This is a genomic window from Vagococcus jeotgali (genome assembly GCF_035918315.1).
In the GTDB taxonomy this organism is placed as follows: Bacteria; Bacillota; Bacilli; order Lactobacillales; family Vagococcaceae; genus Vagococcus; species Vagococcus jeotgali.
In genome coordinates, this window is the sequence record NZ_CP142146.1 from 720,042 (window position 1) to 735,559 (window position 15,518).

The window sequence follows — 15,518 nt, forward strand, 5'->3', positions numbered from 1 at the left end:
GGGAATTATTTAGTGTTATAAACAGATTTTGGTTTAGTTGATGGAGCAGTAAGTGCTATGTACGGGGTAGCTCATACAGTAAGTAAGGATGTGGTTGTGCAAGATTTGACACATGACATCCCTCCTTATGATATTTGGGTAGCATCATATAGATTGTATCAGACTGTTAAATATTGGGCACAAGGTAGTGTATTTGTCTCAGTGGTGGATCCAGGAGTTGGAAGCACACGAAAAAGTATAGCCGTAGAAACTTTGTCAGGTCACTATATTATCACACCAGACAATGGCTCTCTAACTCACATCATTCATTATGACGGGATTAAAGAAGTCAGAGTGATTGATGAAATAAGCTCTAGATTACCTCGTTCAGAAGAGAGTCACACTTTTCATGGTAGAGATGTTTATACATATAACGGAGCAAGACTTGCTTGTGGGCAAGTAATTTTTGAAGAATTAGGTCAAATCATTGATGTAGCTGACATTGAAGCTATGCCAATTATGGAATCAGTCATTGATGGAACAATTATTAAAGGTAGTATTGATGTTTTAGATGTGAGATTTGGCTCTTTATGGACGAATATCCCATCACATTTTTTAAAAGATTTAAATATTAATTGTGGTGATAATCTACAGGTGACGATTTATCATGAAAATAAAAAAGTTTATCAAAATATCATGAAGTTCACTCGTTCATTTGCTGATGTCAATATTGGAGAGCTTTTAGTTTATGTTAATTCACTTGTGAATTTAGGAATAGCTATCAATCAAGACTCATTCTCAGACTTATATAATATCGGTACAGGAAATGACTGGTTAATTGAAATTAGAAAAGCACCAAAAATTATTTTTGAATAGGAGTATCATAAATGAAAAAAAGTTTAGAAGTAAAGGATATTGTAGCAGTTGGTATTGGTACAGCAGTATTTGTCATCTTATTTAAATTTATCGCTATTCCAACAGGTATTCCAAATACTGAAATTCAAGTAGCTTATGGATTTTTGGCTTTAATGAGTGTTTTGTACGGGCCTGTTGCTGGTTTTTTAATTGGATTTATTGGCCACACAATTAAGGATTTTACAACTTATGGTAGTGCTTGGTGGTCTTGGATTATCTGCTCAGGTATCCTAGGTTATGCTCTAGGGATTATTGGACGTAAAATAAACCTAGAAGAAGGCGAATTAAGTAAAAAACAAATGATTCATTTTAATATTTGGCAAGTGGTAGCAAATGCTATTATTTGGATTGGTATTGCTCCAGTCTTGGATATTTTAATTTACGCAGAGCCAGCTAATAAAGTATTCACTCAAGGTGTATTAAGCTTTTTTGTTAATACTATTGCCGTTGGTGTTGTAGGAACATTATTGATGAAAGCTTACGCTGCCAGCCGAACTAAAAAAGGTAGTCTTTCAAAAGACTAGTAATAAAATGGATTTAACTAATAAAAATCAAAATTGAGGGGGGCTTTTTAGCCAACCTCTTTCTTTCAGTTTAGGAGAAGAGATATGGAGAAACCAATTATTTCATTTAAGGATGTAACATTTAAATATCATAGCCAATCAGAACCAACTCTCTTTGACCTTAATGTGGAAATATTTCCTGGTGAGAAAGTGTTAGTTATTGGTGCAAGTGGTAGTGGAAAATCTACTTTTGGACATTGTCTAAATGGCTTAATTCCAAATATTTATAAAGGGGAGTTAACAGGTGAGGTACTGATTAATGGGAAAAATATTTTAAATCAGTCACTCTTTGATCTTTCATTTGACGTGGGGACTGTGTTACAAGATACCGATGGCCAGTTTATTGGTATGACTGTAGGAGAGGATATTGCTTTTTCTTTGGAAAATGATGCTGTTAATCAAAAAGAGATGCATAAAATAGTAGCTAAATGGATGGATGCTGTAGATTTAAGTGGTTTTGGTAAACACAAACCACAAGATTTATCTGGTGGACAAAAGCAGCGTGTCTCTATGGCTGGAGTTTTAGTCGACGAATCCCCATCCTGTTGTTTGACGAGCCATTAGCTAACCTAGACCCAAAATCCGGCTTAGAAGCTATTGAGATGATTGACAATATTCACTCGCTTACGAACAATACAACCATTATTATTGAACACAGAGTAGAGGATGTGTTATATCGTCCAGTTGACCGAGTGATTTGCTTTAACGAAGGCCGGATTGTGGCAAACATGACAACTAATGAGTTATTACATAGTGATGTTTTAGAGAAACAAGTTATTAGAGAACCTTTGTATGTGACAGCATTAAAATATGCTAAAGTTCCTCTTGAGGATGTTGCTGACTTATCATCAGTCGTTGACTTGGATAAACAAGTAGTAGCACCTTATTTGAAAAAATGGTCTAAAGAGCAAAAAAAGACAGACAGACAGGAAAAACAAGATTTATTACTATCATTAAGTGATTTGAATTACACTTATCATCAGCAAGCTGCTCCCCTGTTAAATGATGTCAACTTAAATATTTACCAAGGTGAAATGATTAGTTTAGTTGGAAAAAATGGCGCAGGTAAGTCTACTTTAGCCAAAGCTATTTGTGGGTTTGTTTTAGCAGAAGGTAAGATGACTTGGAAAGGTGAAAATTTTCAAACTTTATCAATCAAGGAGAGGGCTGATAAAGTAGGTTTTGTGATGCAAAATCCTAACCAAATGATCTCTAAAAAACTAATTCGTGAAGAAGTTAGTTTAGGTTTAGTATTGCGAGGAGTACCTGAGGAGCAAATTAATCAACGGGTGGATGATGTGTTAAAAATTTGTGGTTTATATCCTTTTAGAAATTGGCCAATCTCAGCTCTAAGTTATGGTCAGAAAAAAAGAGTTACTATTGCAGCTATATTGGTCTTAGAACCTGAAATGATTATTTTAAATGAACCTACAGCAGGTCAAGATTTGAAACATTATACTGAGATGATGGCATTTTTAGAAGCATTAAACAAAAATGGAACAACTATTGTCATGATTACCCATGACATGCATTTGATGTTAGAGTATACTAATCGCTCAGTAGTACTGCATGATGGGAAAATATTTAAAGATACGACCCCAACTAAACTTTTGACTTCATCTGATGAGGTAGATAAGGCTTCTTTAAAAGAAACTAGTTTATACACCTTAGCCAAACAGATGGATCTTGAGCATCCAGACATATTTGTTGAGCAGTTTACTATGTATGACCGGGAGGTAAGAGGCATATGAATGAGCATCAAGTGTTAGGTTATATTCCAGGTGACACCGTGATTCATAGACTAAATGGTACTACAAAACTTATCATGCTTATTTTAGTATCGATTGCTTCCATGACAACATACGATACAAGATTTCTAATAGGAATGAGTTTATTATCAGTTATTTTGTTTAAAATATCTAAAATAAAGTGGCAAGATATTTCATTTATTGTTAAATTTATTGCCTTATTTTCAATTTTAAATTTAATTGCTGTGTATTTATTTTCACCAGAGTATGGTGTTAGTATCTACGGAGGGCGCGATATGGTTTGGGAAGGATTTGGGCGTTTTACTTTAACTAAGCAACAATTATTTTATGAATTAAACTTATTGTTAAAATATGTTAGTACGGTTCCTTTTGTTCTTATTTTTATATTAACTACTAATCCCAGTTCTTTTGCAGCAAGTTTAAATAAACTAGGAATTAGTTATAAGGCAAGCTATGCGGTTTCTCTAGCTATACGCTATATTCCAGACATTCAAGACTCTTATTTTGAAATTTCTGCCTCACAACAAGCAAGAGGCTTTGAAATGAGTAAAAAAGCTTCCCTACATCAGCGGTTAAAAGGCGCTTTACAAATTGTATTTCCTTTAATATTATCTAGTTTAGATCGAATTGAAGTCGTTAGTACGGCGATGGAGTTAAGACGTTTTGGTCAAAAAAAGAAAAAAACTTGGTATGCTGGAGAATCTTTTCATAAATCTGACGTTATTGCAGTAATTTTATCTATTATACTATTGATTATTAGTTTATATTTAGTGCTTAGTTGTAAAATCAAGTTAGCCACTCTAAAATAATAAAAAAACACCATGGTAAAAATTCGTGTATCATTGAAGTAACTACTCAACAACGAAAGGAATTTTTATCATGGTGAAAATTAAGAATAACACAAAGACATCTAGTTATAAACATCTTTCCTTAAAGGAAAGGCAGCTTATTGAAGTTTGGCATAATATGGGAGACTCTAATAGAGAAATTGGTAGACGATTAGGCCGACACCATCAAACAATAAGTAATGAGCTTAAACGAGGAACGACCACGCAAATCAAAGAAAATAAGAAACCTAAACAACTCTATTTTGCTGATACGGGGCAAGCTAAATACATAGAAAACAGGAAACGCTGTGGTTCGAAATCTAAGCTAGTTAGTGCTGTTGATTTTATTAATTATGCTTGTAAACAAATGATAGACTTTAATTGGTCACCAGATGCAATTGTTGGCTTTATCAAGTCTTTAGGGACTTGGGATAAACCTATTGTTTCTACTAAGACACTTTATAACTATATTGATAAAGGTTTTTTACCAGTCAGAAATCATCATCTCAAGATGAAAGTTAGACTATCACCTAAAAAGAAAAGAAGTCGTCAGCATAAAAAAGCTCTTGGAAAATCAATTGATGAACGACCTAGCAAAATTGATTCTAGACAAGAGTTTGGTCATTGGGAAATAGACAGTGTCATTGGTTCAAAATCTAAAGATGATAATGCTCTACTTACACTTGTTGAAAGAAAAACTCGCTACATGATTACTGTTGTTCTAGATGATCATACTGAAGAGTCTGTTAGTTACGCTATTAAACAGTTAAAATATGAGTTTGGAAGAGCCCGATTTAGTAGCATATTTCAATCGATTACTGCTGATAATGGCAGTGAATTTAGCTCACTTGATGATACTCTGCAACAAATGACTGATATCTACTTTGCTCACCCTTATTCATCTTGGGAACGAGGAACAAACGAAAGACATAATGGTTTATTACGGCAATTTGTTCCGAAAGGAACTCCTATCTGTCACTATTCGAAGCAGTTCATACAACTGGCTACTGAAAAGGTTAATCTTTTGCCGCGTAAAATTTTAAACTATAGACAACCAGCAACATTGTTTTTAGAAGAAATTCAAAATCTTAAGATCAAAACATGTTGGTAAGTAAGGGTTTCAATAAAATAACACTGATATTTAGATATTTTTACCAGAGTGGCTAACTTAATGTTGCAATTTAGAGTTTATATTTAGTTAAAGTTAATCAAGGAAGATTTTATAATCCGTTTTAGTATCTAACCCAAATATATATAATAACAAAAATAATAGGTAAATTTATATAAAATACTAAAGTTTGGTCATAAAAAAGTAATATTTAACCATTAGAATAACAGATAAGGAAACGGATGACGGGAGGAAATTTCATGAAAAAAAGAGCACTAGGTGTGGTTTTAGCCTCATGTTTAATGATTATTGGAGGGTGCGCTGCTTCTAATCAAGAATCAGGAAACCATAATACAAAGAAAACAGGGGAAATCGTGTCTGATTCAAAAAAGGCCAATGTGAAATCCAAAGATCCAGCTTTTAAAGGTAAATTATTAGCAAATCCAACAACTTCTGATGATACTGTTACGTTATCATTTGAGACAGTTGATGTGATTAATGATCCAGAAAATATTCAAGATATTATTAACTCAAATGGTGTTGTATTAAATGTATCAAAAGAGATGTTTGATAAGGTAAAAAATTCTGACGAGATAAGAAAAGGTTCAATGGTAGAGTTTATACTAAAACCTCAGCCAGCTATGACTTTTTCTATTCCTCCACAAATACCTGGAGATTCTATAGAATCAATTGAGTTATTAAATTAGAGTATTGGTCATATTGGCCAGTACTCTTTTTATGCTGCGAGCAACATAAATAAGAGATAAATGTTATAATGAATGAAATGATAAAAAGCGAGGTAATTTGATAATGGAATATTTAAATGTAGGTAAGATTGTTAATACACAAGGGCTAAAAGGTGAAGTTCGTGTGGTGTCACAAACAGATTTTGCTGAAGAGCGTTATAAAAAAGGAAATGTATTATATCTATTTCAAGAAGGTTTAGCTCCGATTGAGCTAGTCATTAAAAGTCATAGAAAGCATAAATCATTTGATGTAGTTAGCTTTGAAGATCATCCATCAATTAATGATGTTGAGAAATATCGTGATGGTATCTTAAAAATTAGCGTGGAAGAAATTGGGGAGTTAGAAGATAATGCTTTTTATTATCATGAAATTATCGGTTCAGAAGTTTTTGATGAAGCTGGAGATAAGATAGGCGTGATTAAAGAAATTCTATCACCTGGAGCTAATGATGTTTGGGTGATTAAACAAAACCAACCAGGTAAAAAAGATATCTTAATTCCTTATATCGAATCAGTTGTATTAGCGGTTGATAAAGAAAATAAAAAAGTTATTGTTGAAATACCAGAAGGGTTAGTGGATTAATGAGGATTGATGTATTAACTTTGTTTCCAAGAATGTTTGACGGTCTGTTAAGTGAGTCGATTATTGGAAAAGCAATTGGAAAAAACTTACTAGATATTAAAGTAAGAAATTTTAGAGATTTCTCAACAAATAAACATCAGCAAGTTGATGATTACCCTTATGGTGGTGGGGCTGGTATGCTTTTAAAAGTACAGCCAATTCATGATGGATTAACTGTTATTAAAGAAGAAGCAGTAAGTAGTAAACCAAGAGTGATTTTACTTGATCCAGCAGGTAAGCCTTTTGATCAAAATATGGCTGAAGAATTTTCTCGTGAAGATCATTTAGTATTTATTTGTGGCCATTATGAAGGTTATGATGAGCGTATTAGGTCTCTTGTAACAGATGAGGTATCACTTGGGGATTACGTCTTAACTGGGGGAGAGTTAGGTGCTATGGTGATGATTGATGCAACAATAAGGTTATTACCAGAAGTATTAGGGAATGAAAATTCTGCTAAAACAGATTCCCACTCAACAGGGCTTTTAGAGCACCCTCAATATACTCGTCCAGCTGTTTATGAAGGTATGGAAGTTCCTCATGTTTTAACCAATGGTAATCATAAATTAATTGAAGAGTGGCAGTTAAAAGAGTCCCTACGTAGAACTTTATTAAGACGACCTGATATGCTAGAAAAAATAGAGTTAACTAAAGAGATGTCTAGGTTATTAGAGGAAATTAAAAACGAAGAAAATATGAAATAAAGCTTTACGAAGATTATGAAGTATGATATCATGTTTTAGTGAGCATCAGCTCATCTATCAAAATATTCCGCTGTGATAGACTCATATGAATATTTAAGAATAAGGAGAAAATAGAATGAATCCATTAATTCAAGAAATTACAAGTGAACAGTTACGCACTGACATCCCAAACTTTAGACCAGGGGACACTGTACGTGTTCATGCTAAAGTTGTAGAGGGTACTCGTGAACGTATTCAGATGTTTGAAGGCGTTGTTATCAAACGTCGTGGCGCTGGAATTAGCGAAACTTATACAGTTCGTAAAATTTCTGGTGGGGTTGGCGTTGAGCGTACATTCCCATTACATACACCACGTGTTGCTGAAATCGAAGTTGTTCGTCATGGTAAAGTTCGTCGTGCTAAACTTTATTACTTACGTGCATTACACGGTAAAGCTGCAAGAATCAAAGAAATCCGTCGTTAATAATTCGTTATTAATGAATGAAGAAGCCTTGAAATATAGGCTTCTTTTTTGTTTTGTTTGTTATTTAATCGGCAGTATAAAAATTGGTAATACTCTATTAAAAAAGGCTAAGGGGCAGAAAAGGGGCAATAGGGGTTTGTCAAGTTAAGTGTGTAAATTCCTTAAAAATAAAAATAGAAACTCAATTTGACAATGAGTCGTCCTGTGATAATCTCTAGGAATAAGAGGGTATTTTTAATAAACCTCTTGTCCCGATAAAAAATCGCAGGACGAGAGACTCGTTGTCAAATTTTATATGTCTCACTTATTTTGATTAGTAACGATTATATTTTTCGACACGTTTTGAAAAAGAGTCGTTGACCGTTAATTGGTTAAGCACCATAGCCCAATTATGAACATGCCCACCTTCCCATTTACTTTGAAGTTCTTTCACTCGAAGATATAATAGCTTAAGAAGGGCATTCTCATTAGGGAAAGCTCCTTTTTTAGTTACCTTGCGGAAACTAGAGTGAACACTTTCTACAGCATTTGTCGTGTACATTATTTTTCGAATAGCTGAGCCGTAATCAAATAATTGTTCGACATGGTGGAAATTTCTTTTCCAAACATCAATAGCTCCAGGATAGACTGCCCACTTTGTTTGAAAGGTATCAAAAGCTGTTTGAGCCGCTTTTAAAGAGGAGGCACTGTAAAAAGACTTCATATCCTTACAAACCTCTTTATAACTTTTACTTGGCACATAACGAAGGGCATTTCTAACTAAATGGACCAGACAACGTTGAACGACAACACCTGGGAAAATAGCTTTGGCTCCATTTTCAAGCCCTGATACACCATCCATTGAAATAAACAAAATATCTTCAACGCCACGCTCTTTAATCTCATCAAAAATCTGCATCCATCTATTTTTCGATTCTGTTTGATTTAGCCAAAGACCTAGAATTTCTTTATTTCCTTTTAAATCATAACCAAGAATTGTATACACCGCACATTCTTTCACTTCATAATTTTCTCTTAGAGTGACATACATACAATCGACAAACAAGAAGGCATAGCATTTGGCCAGAGGTCTGATTTGCCATTCCTCAAGTTCTGGTAATATTTGATCTGTGATATCCGACACCATATCATGAGAAATAGTAAAACCATAAATATCTTCAATTGTCGAGGCAATATCTCGTTGACTCATGCCTTTGGCATACATAGAAAGAACTTTTCCTTCAATACTTGAAACGTCTCTGCTTCTTTTAGGAATAATTTCTGGCTCAAAAGAAGCGTCTCTATCTCTAGGAACCTGAATGTCTAATTCACCAAAACTTGTTTTTAATTTTTTATTTCCATATCCATTCCGTCTGTTTTGAGTTTCTTTTTCTTGTTTTGACTGATTCTCATAACCTAAATGATTATCTAATTCTCCACGAAGCATTGCTTCAAACATCGGTCCAAAAATATCTTTTAGGGCTTCTTGCATGTCTTCAACCGATTCTGGTTGATAGGCATCAATAATTGATTGAGCTAACTTCGCTGATTTTTGATCTTTTTTCTTTTTTGTCATGACTTACCACTCCTTTAATCTATTGTAAAAAAAGAAAAACCGCGAAGCAACCCACTACCTAGGATGGTAGGTTACTTACACGGTTTATATTACACTCTCAGATGCCACTAATTATTAGGAAATTGCTTTTTGAATTATCAAAAGGTACTGTGTAACTGTAACTTTCAGGGACAATCACGATATTGACTGTCTTGCCTAAAAATTCATTTAAGTCATCAGCCTTACCTTTTAATGATGAGTTGCTGACGACTAATAACACCTCTATATTTCCGTTTGATTTATTGGTTACTTTCTTAACCTCTGGGCTAAAACTTACTTGTTCTGTCATTTATTTTCCTACTTTCTTATTATTTATTTATGATATGATTAACTTAAAAACGTAAAGGAGTGTTTTTTATGACTGATGAGAAGTCGATTATTAAAATTAATGTTTTGCCTGAAAAAACAACTGATGCATTATTAACACCTGGTGCAACATCTATAGGTTCTGCTTTTAAAGATGTCATTGAAGCTTTAGGTCATGCAACTCTTGGTCCTCTCAGAAAATTTAATTTAGTTAAAGAAAAAGAACTAAAAGACTTCGAAGAACAACTAAATAGTAAAATTAATGATATTCCTGAAGAAAACAGAGATGATTCAAAAATAGGTATAACCTTTAAAGCTCTAGAAGATTCAAAATATCAGCTTAATGAAGATATTATGAGAGAAGCTTTCTCTAATTTAATTTCAAACAGTTTGGATTCAAGAACAAATTCGCTTATTTCTCCAAAATATTCTGATATTTTAGCAAATATGAGTTCAAATGAAGCGAAACTCTTCCAAACTATTTACCAAAATAATCTAGGAAGGGTACCTGTTATATCAGTAGATATTGAAAATATAAATACCCGTTCTTCTAGGAGAGCTGCAGATTACATATTAATTTTAAATGATAAACGAATACTTCAAGATGAACAATTATCACTATCTTTATTGGAAGCTTCTAACCTTATTCGTATCAATGAAGGAAAACATTGGGCAGCCCCTCATTTTATTTCCTTGTATGACTACGTTGAAAATGAGAAAGTAAATTTAGATAGTTTTAATGATCCCAATTTTGATGAAGAGAAAGCTATTGTCAATAAACATTCTTTAGAACTTACTCACTTAGGTCTAGAATTGGCTAAACTTTTATTTCCTTAATTTTTTATCAATTCTATCTGCTTAGTTGTAAAATCAAGTTAGCCACTCTAAAATAATAAAAAAACACCATGGTAAAAATTCGTGTATCATTGAAGTAACTACCCAACAACGAAAGGAATTTTTATCATGGTGAAAATTAAGAATAACACAAAGACATCTAGTTATAAACATCTTTCCTTAAAGGAAAGGCAGCTTATTGAAGTTTGGCATAATATGGGAGACTCTAATAGAGAAATTGGTAGACGATTAGGCCGACACCATCAAACAATAAGTAATGAGCTTAAACGAGGAACGACCACGCAAATCAAAGAAAATAAGAAACCTAAACAACTCTATTTTGCTGATACGGGGCAAGCTAAATACATAGAAAACAGGAAACGCTGTGGTTCGAAATCTAAGCTAGTTAGTGCTGTTGATTTTATTAATTATGCTTGTAAACAAATGATAGACTTTAATTGGTCACCAGATGCAATTGTTGGCTTTATCAAGTCTTTAGGGACTTGGGATAAACCTATTGTTTCTACTAAGACACTTTATAACTATATTGATAAAGGTTTTTTACCAGTCAGAAATCATCATCTCAAGATGAAAGTTAGACTATCACCTAAAAAGAAAAGAAGTCGTCAGCATAAAAAAGCTCTTGGAAAATCAATTGATGAACGACCTAGCAAAATTGATTCTAGACAAGAGTTTGGTCATTGGGAAATAGACAGTGTCATTGGTTCAAAATCTAAAGATGATAATGCTCTACTTACACTTGTTGAAAGAAAAACTCGCTACATGATTACTGTTGTTCTAGATGATCATACTGAAGAGTCTGTTAGTTACGCTATTAAACAGTTAAAATATGAGTTTGGAAGAGCCCGATTTAGTAGCATATTTCAATCGATTACTGCTGATAATGGCAGTGAATTTAGCTCACTTGATGATACTCTGCAACAAATGACTGATATCTACTTTGCTCACCCTTATTCATCTTGGGAACGAGGAACAAACGAAAGACATAATGGTTTATTACGGCAATTTGTTCCGAAAGGAACGCCTATCTGTCACTACTCAAAGCAGTTCATACAACTGGCTACTGAAAAAGTTAATCTTTTGCCGCGTAAAATTTTAGACTATAGACAACCAGCAACATTATTTTTAGAAGAAATTCAAAATCTAAAGATCAAAACATGTTGGTAAGTAAGGGGTTCAATAAAATAACACTGATATTTAGATATTTTTACCAGAGTGGCTAACTTAATGTTGCAATTTAGAACTTTTTTGTTTTATTGGTTTTGCCATTTTAATCTACCTTTCGCTGCGGTCAACAACACTGATAGACTGAGAGCTTGTTCATCACCTCCTTTCTATGCTAGAATAGGTATATTAAAGAGACCTATCTTAGATAGAGTTTTTTGGTTAAGCACTCCTCCGGTCGCCAAACTTGAGGGAGTGCTTATTTTTTATTCTTTTATTATGTCAGCAAATAAGTTTTCACCATTGTAACTAAATGTGAATAGGAACCCGCCAGAAGAAAAAGAGTTGGTTCGCTTCGTTTCGAGCGTATTATTATATGCTTCTGCAACTCCATCATTATTAGATTGATATATAGTTTGAAACGCCGCTAATATAGTAGCCATCTCTTTATTAGCATCTCCCGTTGTTGATAAATTGACACCAATAATTTGACCGTCTTGTATATTTACATTAGTAGTGACGTTGTTTTCTAATGAAATTATAGAAGTTCCATCAGATTGAGATTCAGGAAATCTTGTTTTTGCATTTTCGTTAATTTCAGAAATAAAAAGATTCATCTTCATAGCGAAATCTTTATAATTATCTATCGATTTTCTTTTTGGAAAATCAATATTCTCTTCAAGAATATCCCCATTTTCAAAATTAATAACAACTAGAGTTTTTTCGTTAGTTAATAAAGCAGGAGAACTAGTCATAAACTCAGTACCATTAACTTGTCCATCTATAACTGTCCCATTTTGAGTCGTCAAAGTTATAGACTCAATTTTTTCATTAGCTTGCCCTTTATAGTAATTGTATATACCGTCACTTTGGATAATTTTAGATTCGGTGATTTCAGACTTAGAACAACCTACTAAAAAAATACTCAAAAATCCTAAACTAATTAATATTTTTTTCATTTCTACCCCTCCAAAATGTTATAATGTTTTTGGAGTTTATACTTCAGCACGTCATGTTCTCTGGTCGGAGGGTGGCGTGTTTTTTTATTTGTTTCTATTTTTAAGTCGGCGAGAACTTCTATCAATATTTTTATTACGTTGGAAAAATAGTATATAGATAATCTCTAATATACCGACTGTGTTAATTATGAATAAACAAATAAACCAAATATTTTGATTATTCCTTGAAGCTTTCCATAAAGCAGTCCCTTTCCATGCAAGTGACCAGATAAGCACGATATATAATAATGGGTTATTTGGGTTGAAAACCGCTGTGATTGTTTCCATTGTTTTATTCTCCTTTTAATTTAAATCTATTGTGGACTCTCCGTTTGGTATAGGACCATCAATAGTAAATGACTTAATTACAACTGGATCGTTATGATTTTTTAAATTGAAAATGATTGAGTCGCCCTTAGATTCGTTTGATAAGTTATATTTTTTATTTTCAACTTGTTCTAATGCTGTTTTATTTTGTGTTGCGGTAAAAGATAGGTCTGGTTGCTTAGTATCTTTATCATTCCATTGGTAAACAATCTCCAATTGATTACCTGTAACTTCTGCTTTGGTAATTGATATAGGTGGTGTTTCATTCTTGTGTAAAAATTCAAGATTAGTACAACCAACCAATCCTATAAACAATAGTGTGAGCATGGATAAATTAAATATCTTTTTCATATAATTGTCTCTATCATTCAAACTCTAGCTCTGATATGCTATCGTTCATGTTTTCTAAAAAATCTTCTTTAAAAGTCATTTTTATCCTCCTGTTGTTTAAGATATTTCTTTGATAGGTAAACCTTAATCATATTTCTCTCTTGTTCGGATATAGGATCACCATGATATGTAATAATACTATCTAGTGCTTTTTCAATATCATTCATAGAATCAAAATTCACTTCTTCTTCCATCACAATATCCTCCTTTATCTTGCGAATCTTTGGTATTTAGTATCATAACCCATACCAATATCAAACTCTTCCAATAACAGTGAATAATTGTACTCATGACCAGAATCTTCTATAAAGTGTTTCACAACATTATCTTCGGTTTCATACTCTAGTTTTGAATGATAAACAAATTTTTTATATAATTCTTTATAATCTTTATGTTCAAAATGCTTCAATTCGTGATAGATGATTTTGATTTGTTCGAATTCGGAGATTTTGGAGCTAACAAGTATCATTCTTTCGTCTATGACACACATTCCGGCTTTATCCATGTCCAAAAAATCAACGTGGATATTTTCTGTTCCCAGCCATTTGATTAGTTTCTTCAATGAAAACACCTCTACTTGCTTCCGAATTTTCCCTCTAAATAAGCTTTAACAATTTCTCTATCTGTGTCAGACAGAGGTTTACCATCGTAGAACATGGCATTGTCTATCATGTCGTCTAGGTCTTTTTCTGTTTTTACTTCTGTTTCACGTCCCAGCAAGTAGTCTACTGAAACACCGAAGTAGTCGGCTACTTTTTCTAAATCTACAGCCTTTGGATCACTGGTTTTCCATTTATAAAATAGATTTTCGCTAAATCCTAAATCTATAGCTACTTCTTTTACATTTTTATTTCGTTTTTCTGACAATTGTTTTATTCTCTCAAACAGCGTCATATCAATACTCCCCATCCTTCTACAAACAAAAAGTATACAAACAAGTATTTTTGTGTTGACAAAAGTATCTGAACGTATTATTATAAGTTTGTAAGTTAATTTGATAGAAAAAAAGCAAACTAAAAACACCTTACTATAAAACGTCTTGGCGGAAGTTTTAGGCATTAACAAAGGGTTTAAAGGCTTATTTAACTATACATATATAGTATACGATTGTATAAAAATAGTCAACGAATATATACATATTTTCTATCGTTTTAACTTACAAATATATAAAAGGAGGGTTATGTAAATGCCGGACACATCAACAGCTAGAGATAAAATTCGTAAATATTTTGATGAAAGAGATATATCACTTGTAACTGTAGCAACTTATTTTGATATTCCTAAGCAAGATTTAAACGATTATCTAACAGGAAAAAACAAAAGTAAGAAAGCTCACGACACGTTAACAGCAATTATAGAATATTACAAAATCAGGTAGGAGGTGTAGAGATGGACGAAGAACCGTTAGATGTTCTCAAAGAAATATCAAAAAGCCTTAAAACTTTGGCAGAAGTTAATAAGGCTAATGAGATTAATAAATATAATACAATCGAAATAATCAAAGATTCGGCTTTGGTTTTTATTCTCGGTATTGTTGTCGGATGTATGTTATTCCAGCTAGGAACAATGTAGTAGAAATTGTTAAAAGCTTATAGAAATCTTCACTCTCACCTGTCCGACTAAAAATCGTTTATTATGATATTGTAACAAAAATATAAATCATTAGTTAGTTACTTAACTGCTCACGTTCAGTCATTCACTTTTTCTAGCTTGATCAACTAAAAAGGAAAGGAGTGACGCTCAACTAACAAGTTGAGTTGATTAGATTAAATATAGTCTTGTCAACTGAGCTTGTTAGCTCTTACTTTTTTCATATAAATACCTTTACCACGCTGATTATCAAAGGTCAGTGTGGTTTAGCGCACCGATTATGGACAATGCACACAATAGGAATGGGAATATCCCGTTCGGCGCGAGTGTATTTTGCTAATCGGCTATAATTGTGGCAATCAGCCCACTAGGAGTTACGACTAGGTTTATAGTCATTCGGACAGGTTAGCAAGTCGTAGTGGCGGAATGGGTAGACGCTTAGACATAAGGGATAGTACGACTCGGCGAGATATATTGTATCCAGGGGAACCGTTAGGGGAAGTCAGTTAGGCTGCTGCCCGTTGATTAGAAAATCTATTCTATGTAAGGTTCAAATCCTTACCTACGACATATCAATATCTTAAGCGCATTAACTGTC

19 protein-coding genes and 2 pseudogenes are annotated in these 15,518 nt (G+C 33.2%); 13 read left to right on the forward strand and 8 right to left on the reverse strand.

Annotated features, from left to right (window positions below; genetic code table 11):
* Positions 1 to 57: 57 nt before the first annotated feature.
* The 9 genes and pseudogenes from VSF34_RS03735 to rplS all read left to right on the forward strand — a co-directional run bounded on the left by VSF34_RS03735 (position 58) and on the right by rplS (position 7,696).
* Positions 58 to 855, forward strand: a complete 798-nt coding sequence (locus VSF34_RS03735; protein WP_326717726.1) for an SAM hydrolase/SAM-dependent halogenase family protein — start codon at positions 58 to 60, stop codon at positions 853 to 855.
* 11 nt (positions 856 to 866) lie between these two features.
* A complete protein-coding gene (locus tag VSF34_RS03740) occupies positions 867 to 1,418 on the forward strand; it encodes an ECF-type riboflavin transporter substrate-binding protein (RefSeq protein WP_326717727.1) in 552 nt (183 codons plus the stop codon).
* Between the two features lie 84 nt (positions 1,419 to 1,502).
* Positions 1,503 to 3,208 (forward strand): annotated as a pseudogene (locus VSF34_RS03745) (ABC transporter ATP-binding protein).
* Positions 3,205 to 4,035, forward strand: coding sequence for an energy-coupling factor transporter transmembrane component T family protein (locus tag VSF34_RS03750; protein WP_326717728.1), 831 nt, complete (start codon positions 3,205 to 3,207; stop codon positions 4,033 to 4,035). The pseudogene VSF34_RS03745 and the gene VSF34_RS03750 overlap by 4 nt, the downstream one beginning before the upstream one ends.
* Positions 4,036 to 4,105: 70 nt before the next feature.
* Complete coding sequence (locus VSF34_RS03755) at positions 4,106 to 5,164, forward strand: IS30 family transposase (protein ID WP_326717113.1); 1,059 nt, start codon at positions 4,106 to 4,108, stop codon at positions 5,162 to 5,164.
* Between the two features lie 257 nt (positions 5,165 to 5,421).
* Positions 5,422 to 5,868 (forward strand): hypothetical protein, encoded by a 447-nt coding sequence (locus VSF34_RS03760; RefSeq protein ID WP_326717729.1) that lies wholly within the window; start codon positions 5,422 to 5,424, stop codon positions 5,866 to 5,868.
* Between the two features lie 100 nt (positions 5,869 to 5,968).
* Positions 5,969 to 6,490, forward strand: coding sequence for a ribosome maturation factor RimM (gene rimM, locus VSF34_RS03765; protein ID WP_326718013.1), 522 nt, complete (start codon positions 5,969 to 5,971; stop codon positions 6,488 to 6,490).
* Positions 6,490 to 7,233 carry a tRNA (guanosine(37)-N1)-methyltransferase TrmD gene (gene trmD / locus VSF34_RS03770; protein WP_326717730.1) on the forward strand — a complete coding sequence of 248 codons (744 nt, stop codon included), beginning with the start codon at positions 6,490 to 6,492 and terminating at the stop codon, positions 7,231 to 7,233. The genes rimM and trmD overlap by 1 nt, the downstream gene beginning before the upstream one ends.
* A 115-nt stretch (positions 7,234 to 7,348) precedes the next feature.
* The gene (rplS, locus tag VSF34_RS03775) at positions 7,349 to 7,696 is read left to right on the forward strand and encodes a 50S ribosomal protein L19 (RefSeq protein WP_326717731.1); all 348 of its coding nucleotides are present in this window, start codon (positions 7,349 to 7,351) and stop codon (positions 7,694 to 7,696) included.
* Positions 7,697 to 8,009: 313 nt separating this feature from the next.
* On the opposite strand, the gene VSF34_RS03780 is transcribed toward rplS, so the two are convergent.
* Positions 8,010 to 9,251: an IS256 family transposase gene (locus tag VSF34_RS03780; RefSeq protein ID WP_326717732.1), complete on the reverse strand. Its 1,242-nt coding sequence runs from the start codon at positions 9,249 to 9,251 to the stop codon at positions 8,010 to 8,012.
* Positions 9,252 to 9,372: 121 nt separating this feature from the next.
* Positions 9,373 to 9,579, reverse strand: a pseudogene (locus tag VSF34_RS03785) (hypothetical protein); the annotation flags it as partial.
* Positions 9,580 to 9,647: 68 nt separating this feature from the next.
* On the opposite strand from VSF34_RS03785, the gene VSF34_RS03790 reads away from it, so the two are divergent.
* Positions 9,648 to 10,433, forward strand: a complete 786-nt coding sequence (locus VSF34_RS03790) for a DUF4393 domain-containing protein (RefSeq protein WP_326717733.1) — start codon at positions 9,648 to 9,650, stop codon at positions 10,431 to 10,433.
* A 126-nt stretch (positions 10,434 to 10,559) separates the two neighbouring features.
* Positions 10,560 to 11,618 carry an IS30 family transposase gene (locus tag VSF34_RS03795; protein WP_326716671.1) on the forward strand — a complete coding sequence of 353 codons (1,059 nt, stop codon included), beginning with the start codon at positions 10,560 to 10,562 and terminating at the stop codon, positions 11,616 to 11,618.
* Positions 11,619 to 11,881: 263 nt separating this feature from the next.
* Here the strand turns inward: VSF34_RS03795 and VSF34_RS03800 are convergent, their stop codons facing one another.
* The 6 genes from VSF34_RS03800 to VSF34_RS03825 all read right to left on the reverse strand — a co-directional run bounded on the left by VSF34_RS03800 (position 11,882) and on the right by VSF34_RS03825 (position 14,224).
* Positions 11,882 to 12,574, reverse strand: a complete 693-nt coding sequence (locus tag VSF34_RS03800; protein WP_326717734.1) for a hypothetical protein — start codon at positions 12,572 to 12,574, stop codon at positions 11,882 to 11,884.
* A gap of 84 nt (positions 12,575 to 12,658) precedes the next feature.
* The gene (locus VSF34_RS03805) at positions 12,659 to 12,901 is read right to left on the reverse strand and encodes a DUF5652 family protein (RefSeq protein ID WP_326717735.1); all 243 of its coding nucleotides are present in this window, start codon (positions 12,899 to 12,901) and stop codon (positions 12,659 to 12,661) included.
* Between the two features lie 15 nt (positions 12,902 to 12,916).
* On the reverse strand, positions 12,917 to 13,267 hold the full coding sequence (locus VSF34_RS03810; protein WP_326717736.1) for a hypothetical protein: 351 nt from the start codon (positions 13,265 to 13,267) through the stop codon (positions 12,917 to 12,919).
* A gap of 92 nt (positions 13,268 to 13,359) precedes the next feature.
* Positions 13,360 to 13,524 (reverse strand): hypothetical protein, encoded by a 165-nt coding sequence (locus VSF34_RS03815; protein ID WP_326717737.1) that lies wholly within the window; start codon positions 13,522 to 13,524, stop codon positions 13,360 to 13,362.
* Between the two features lie 14 nt (positions 13,525 to 13,538).
* Positions 13,539 to 13,892: an ImmA/IrrE family metallo-endopeptidase gene (locus VSF34_RS03820; RefSeq protein ID WP_326717738.1), complete on the reverse strand. Its 354-nt coding sequence runs from the start codon at positions 13,890 to 13,892 to the stop codon at positions 13,539 to 13,541.
* Positions 13,893 to 13,903: 11 nt separating this feature from the next.
* Positions 13,904 to 14,224: a helix-turn-helix domain-containing protein gene (locus VSF34_RS03825; protein WP_326717739.1), complete on the reverse strand. Its 321-nt coding sequence runs from the start codon at positions 14,222 to 14,224 to the stop codon at positions 13,904 to 13,906.
* A gap of 292 nt (positions 14,225 to 14,516) precedes the next feature.
* Between VSF34_RS03825 and VSF34_RS03830 the strand changes: the two genes are divergently transcribed.
* On the forward strand, positions 14,517 to 14,708 hold the full coding sequence (locus VSF34_RS03830) for a hypothetical protein (RefSeq protein WP_326717740.1): 192 nt from the start codon (positions 14,517 to 14,519) through the stop codon (positions 14,706 to 14,708).
* An 11-nt stretch (positions 14,709 to 14,719) separates the two neighbouring features.
* Positions 14,720 to 14,902, forward strand: coding sequence for a hypothetical protein (locus VSF34_RS03835; RefSeq protein ID WP_326717741.1), 183 nt, complete (start codon positions 14,720 to 14,722; stop codon positions 14,900 to 14,902).
* Positions 14,903 to 15,518: the final 616 nt, after the last annotated feature.

What these genes read in the sequence shown, in the direction of transcription:
- trmD (WP_326717730.1), top strand. Translation starts at nt 6,490, where the DNA reads ATGAGGATTGATGTATTAACTTTGTTTCCAAGAATGTTTGACGGTCTG.
- VSF34_RS03790 (WP_326717733.1), top strand. Translation starts at nt 9,648, where the DNA reads ATGACTGATGAGAAGTCGATTATTAAAATTAATGTTTTGCCTGAAAAA.
- VSF34_RS03795 (WP_326716671.1), top strand. Translation starts at nt 10,560, where the DNA reads ATGGTGAAAATTAAGAATAACACAAAGACATCTAGTTATAAACATCTT.
- rplS (WP_326717731.1), top strand. Translation starts at nt 7,349, where the DNA reads ATGAATCCATTAATTCAAGAAATTACAAGTGAACAGTTACGCACTGAC.
- VSF34_RS03815 (WP_326717737.1), bottom strand. Translation starts at nt 13,524, where the DNA reads ATGGAAGAAGAAGTGAATTTTGATTCTATGAATGATATTGAAAAAGCA.
- VSF34_RS03810 (WP_326717736.1), bottom strand. Translation starts at nt 13,267, where the DNA reads ATGCTCACACTATTGTTTATAGGATTGGTTGGTTGTACTAATCTTGAA.
- VSF34_RS03760 (WP_326717729.1), top strand. Translation starts at nt 5,422, where the DNA reads ATGAAAAAAAGAGCACTAGGTGTGGTTTTAGCCTCATGTTTAATGATT.
- VSF34_RS03750 (WP_326717728.1), top strand. Translation starts at nt 3,205, where the DNA reads ATGAATGAGCATCAAGTGTTAGGTTATATTCCAGGTGACACCGTGATT.
- VSF34_RS03835 (WP_326717741.1), top strand. Translation starts at nt 14,720, where the DNA reads ATGGACGAAGAACCGTTAGATGTTCTCAAAGAAATATCAAAAAGCCTT.
- VSF34_RS03755 (WP_326717113.1), top strand. Translation starts at nt 4,106, where the DNA reads ATGGTGAAAATTAAGAATAACACAAAGACATCTAGTTATAAACATCTT.
- VSF34_RS03805 (WP_326717735.1), bottom strand. Translation starts at nt 12,901, where the DNA reads ATGGAAACAATCACAGCGGTTTTCAACCCAAATAACCCATTATTATAT.
- VSF34_RS03800 (WP_326717734.1), bottom strand. Translation starts at nt 12,574, where the DNA reads ATGAAAAAAATATTAATTAGTTTAGGATTTTTGAGTATTTTTTTAGTA.
- VSF34_RS03825 (WP_326717739.1), bottom strand. Translation starts at nt 14,224, where the DNA reads ATGACGCTGTTTGAGAGAATAAAACAATTGTCAGAAAAACGAAATAAA.
- VSF34_RS03780 (WP_326717732.1), bottom strand. Translation starts at nt 9,251, where the DNA reads ATGACAAAAAAGAAAAAAGATCAAAAATCAGCGAAGTTAGCTCAATCA.
- VSF34_RS03735 (WP_326717726.1), top strand. Translation starts at nt 58, where the DNA reads ATGTACGGGGTAGCTCATACAGTAAGTAAGGATGTGGTTGTGCAAGAT.
- VSF34_RS03830 (WP_326717740.1), top strand. Translation starts at nt 14,517, where the DNA reads ATGCCGGACACATCAACAGCTAGAGATAAAATTCGTAAATATTTTGAT.
- VSF34_RS03740 (WP_326717727.1), top strand. Translation starts at nt 867, where the DNA reads ATGAAAAAAAGTTTAGAAGTAAAGGATATTGTAGCAGTTGGTATTGGT.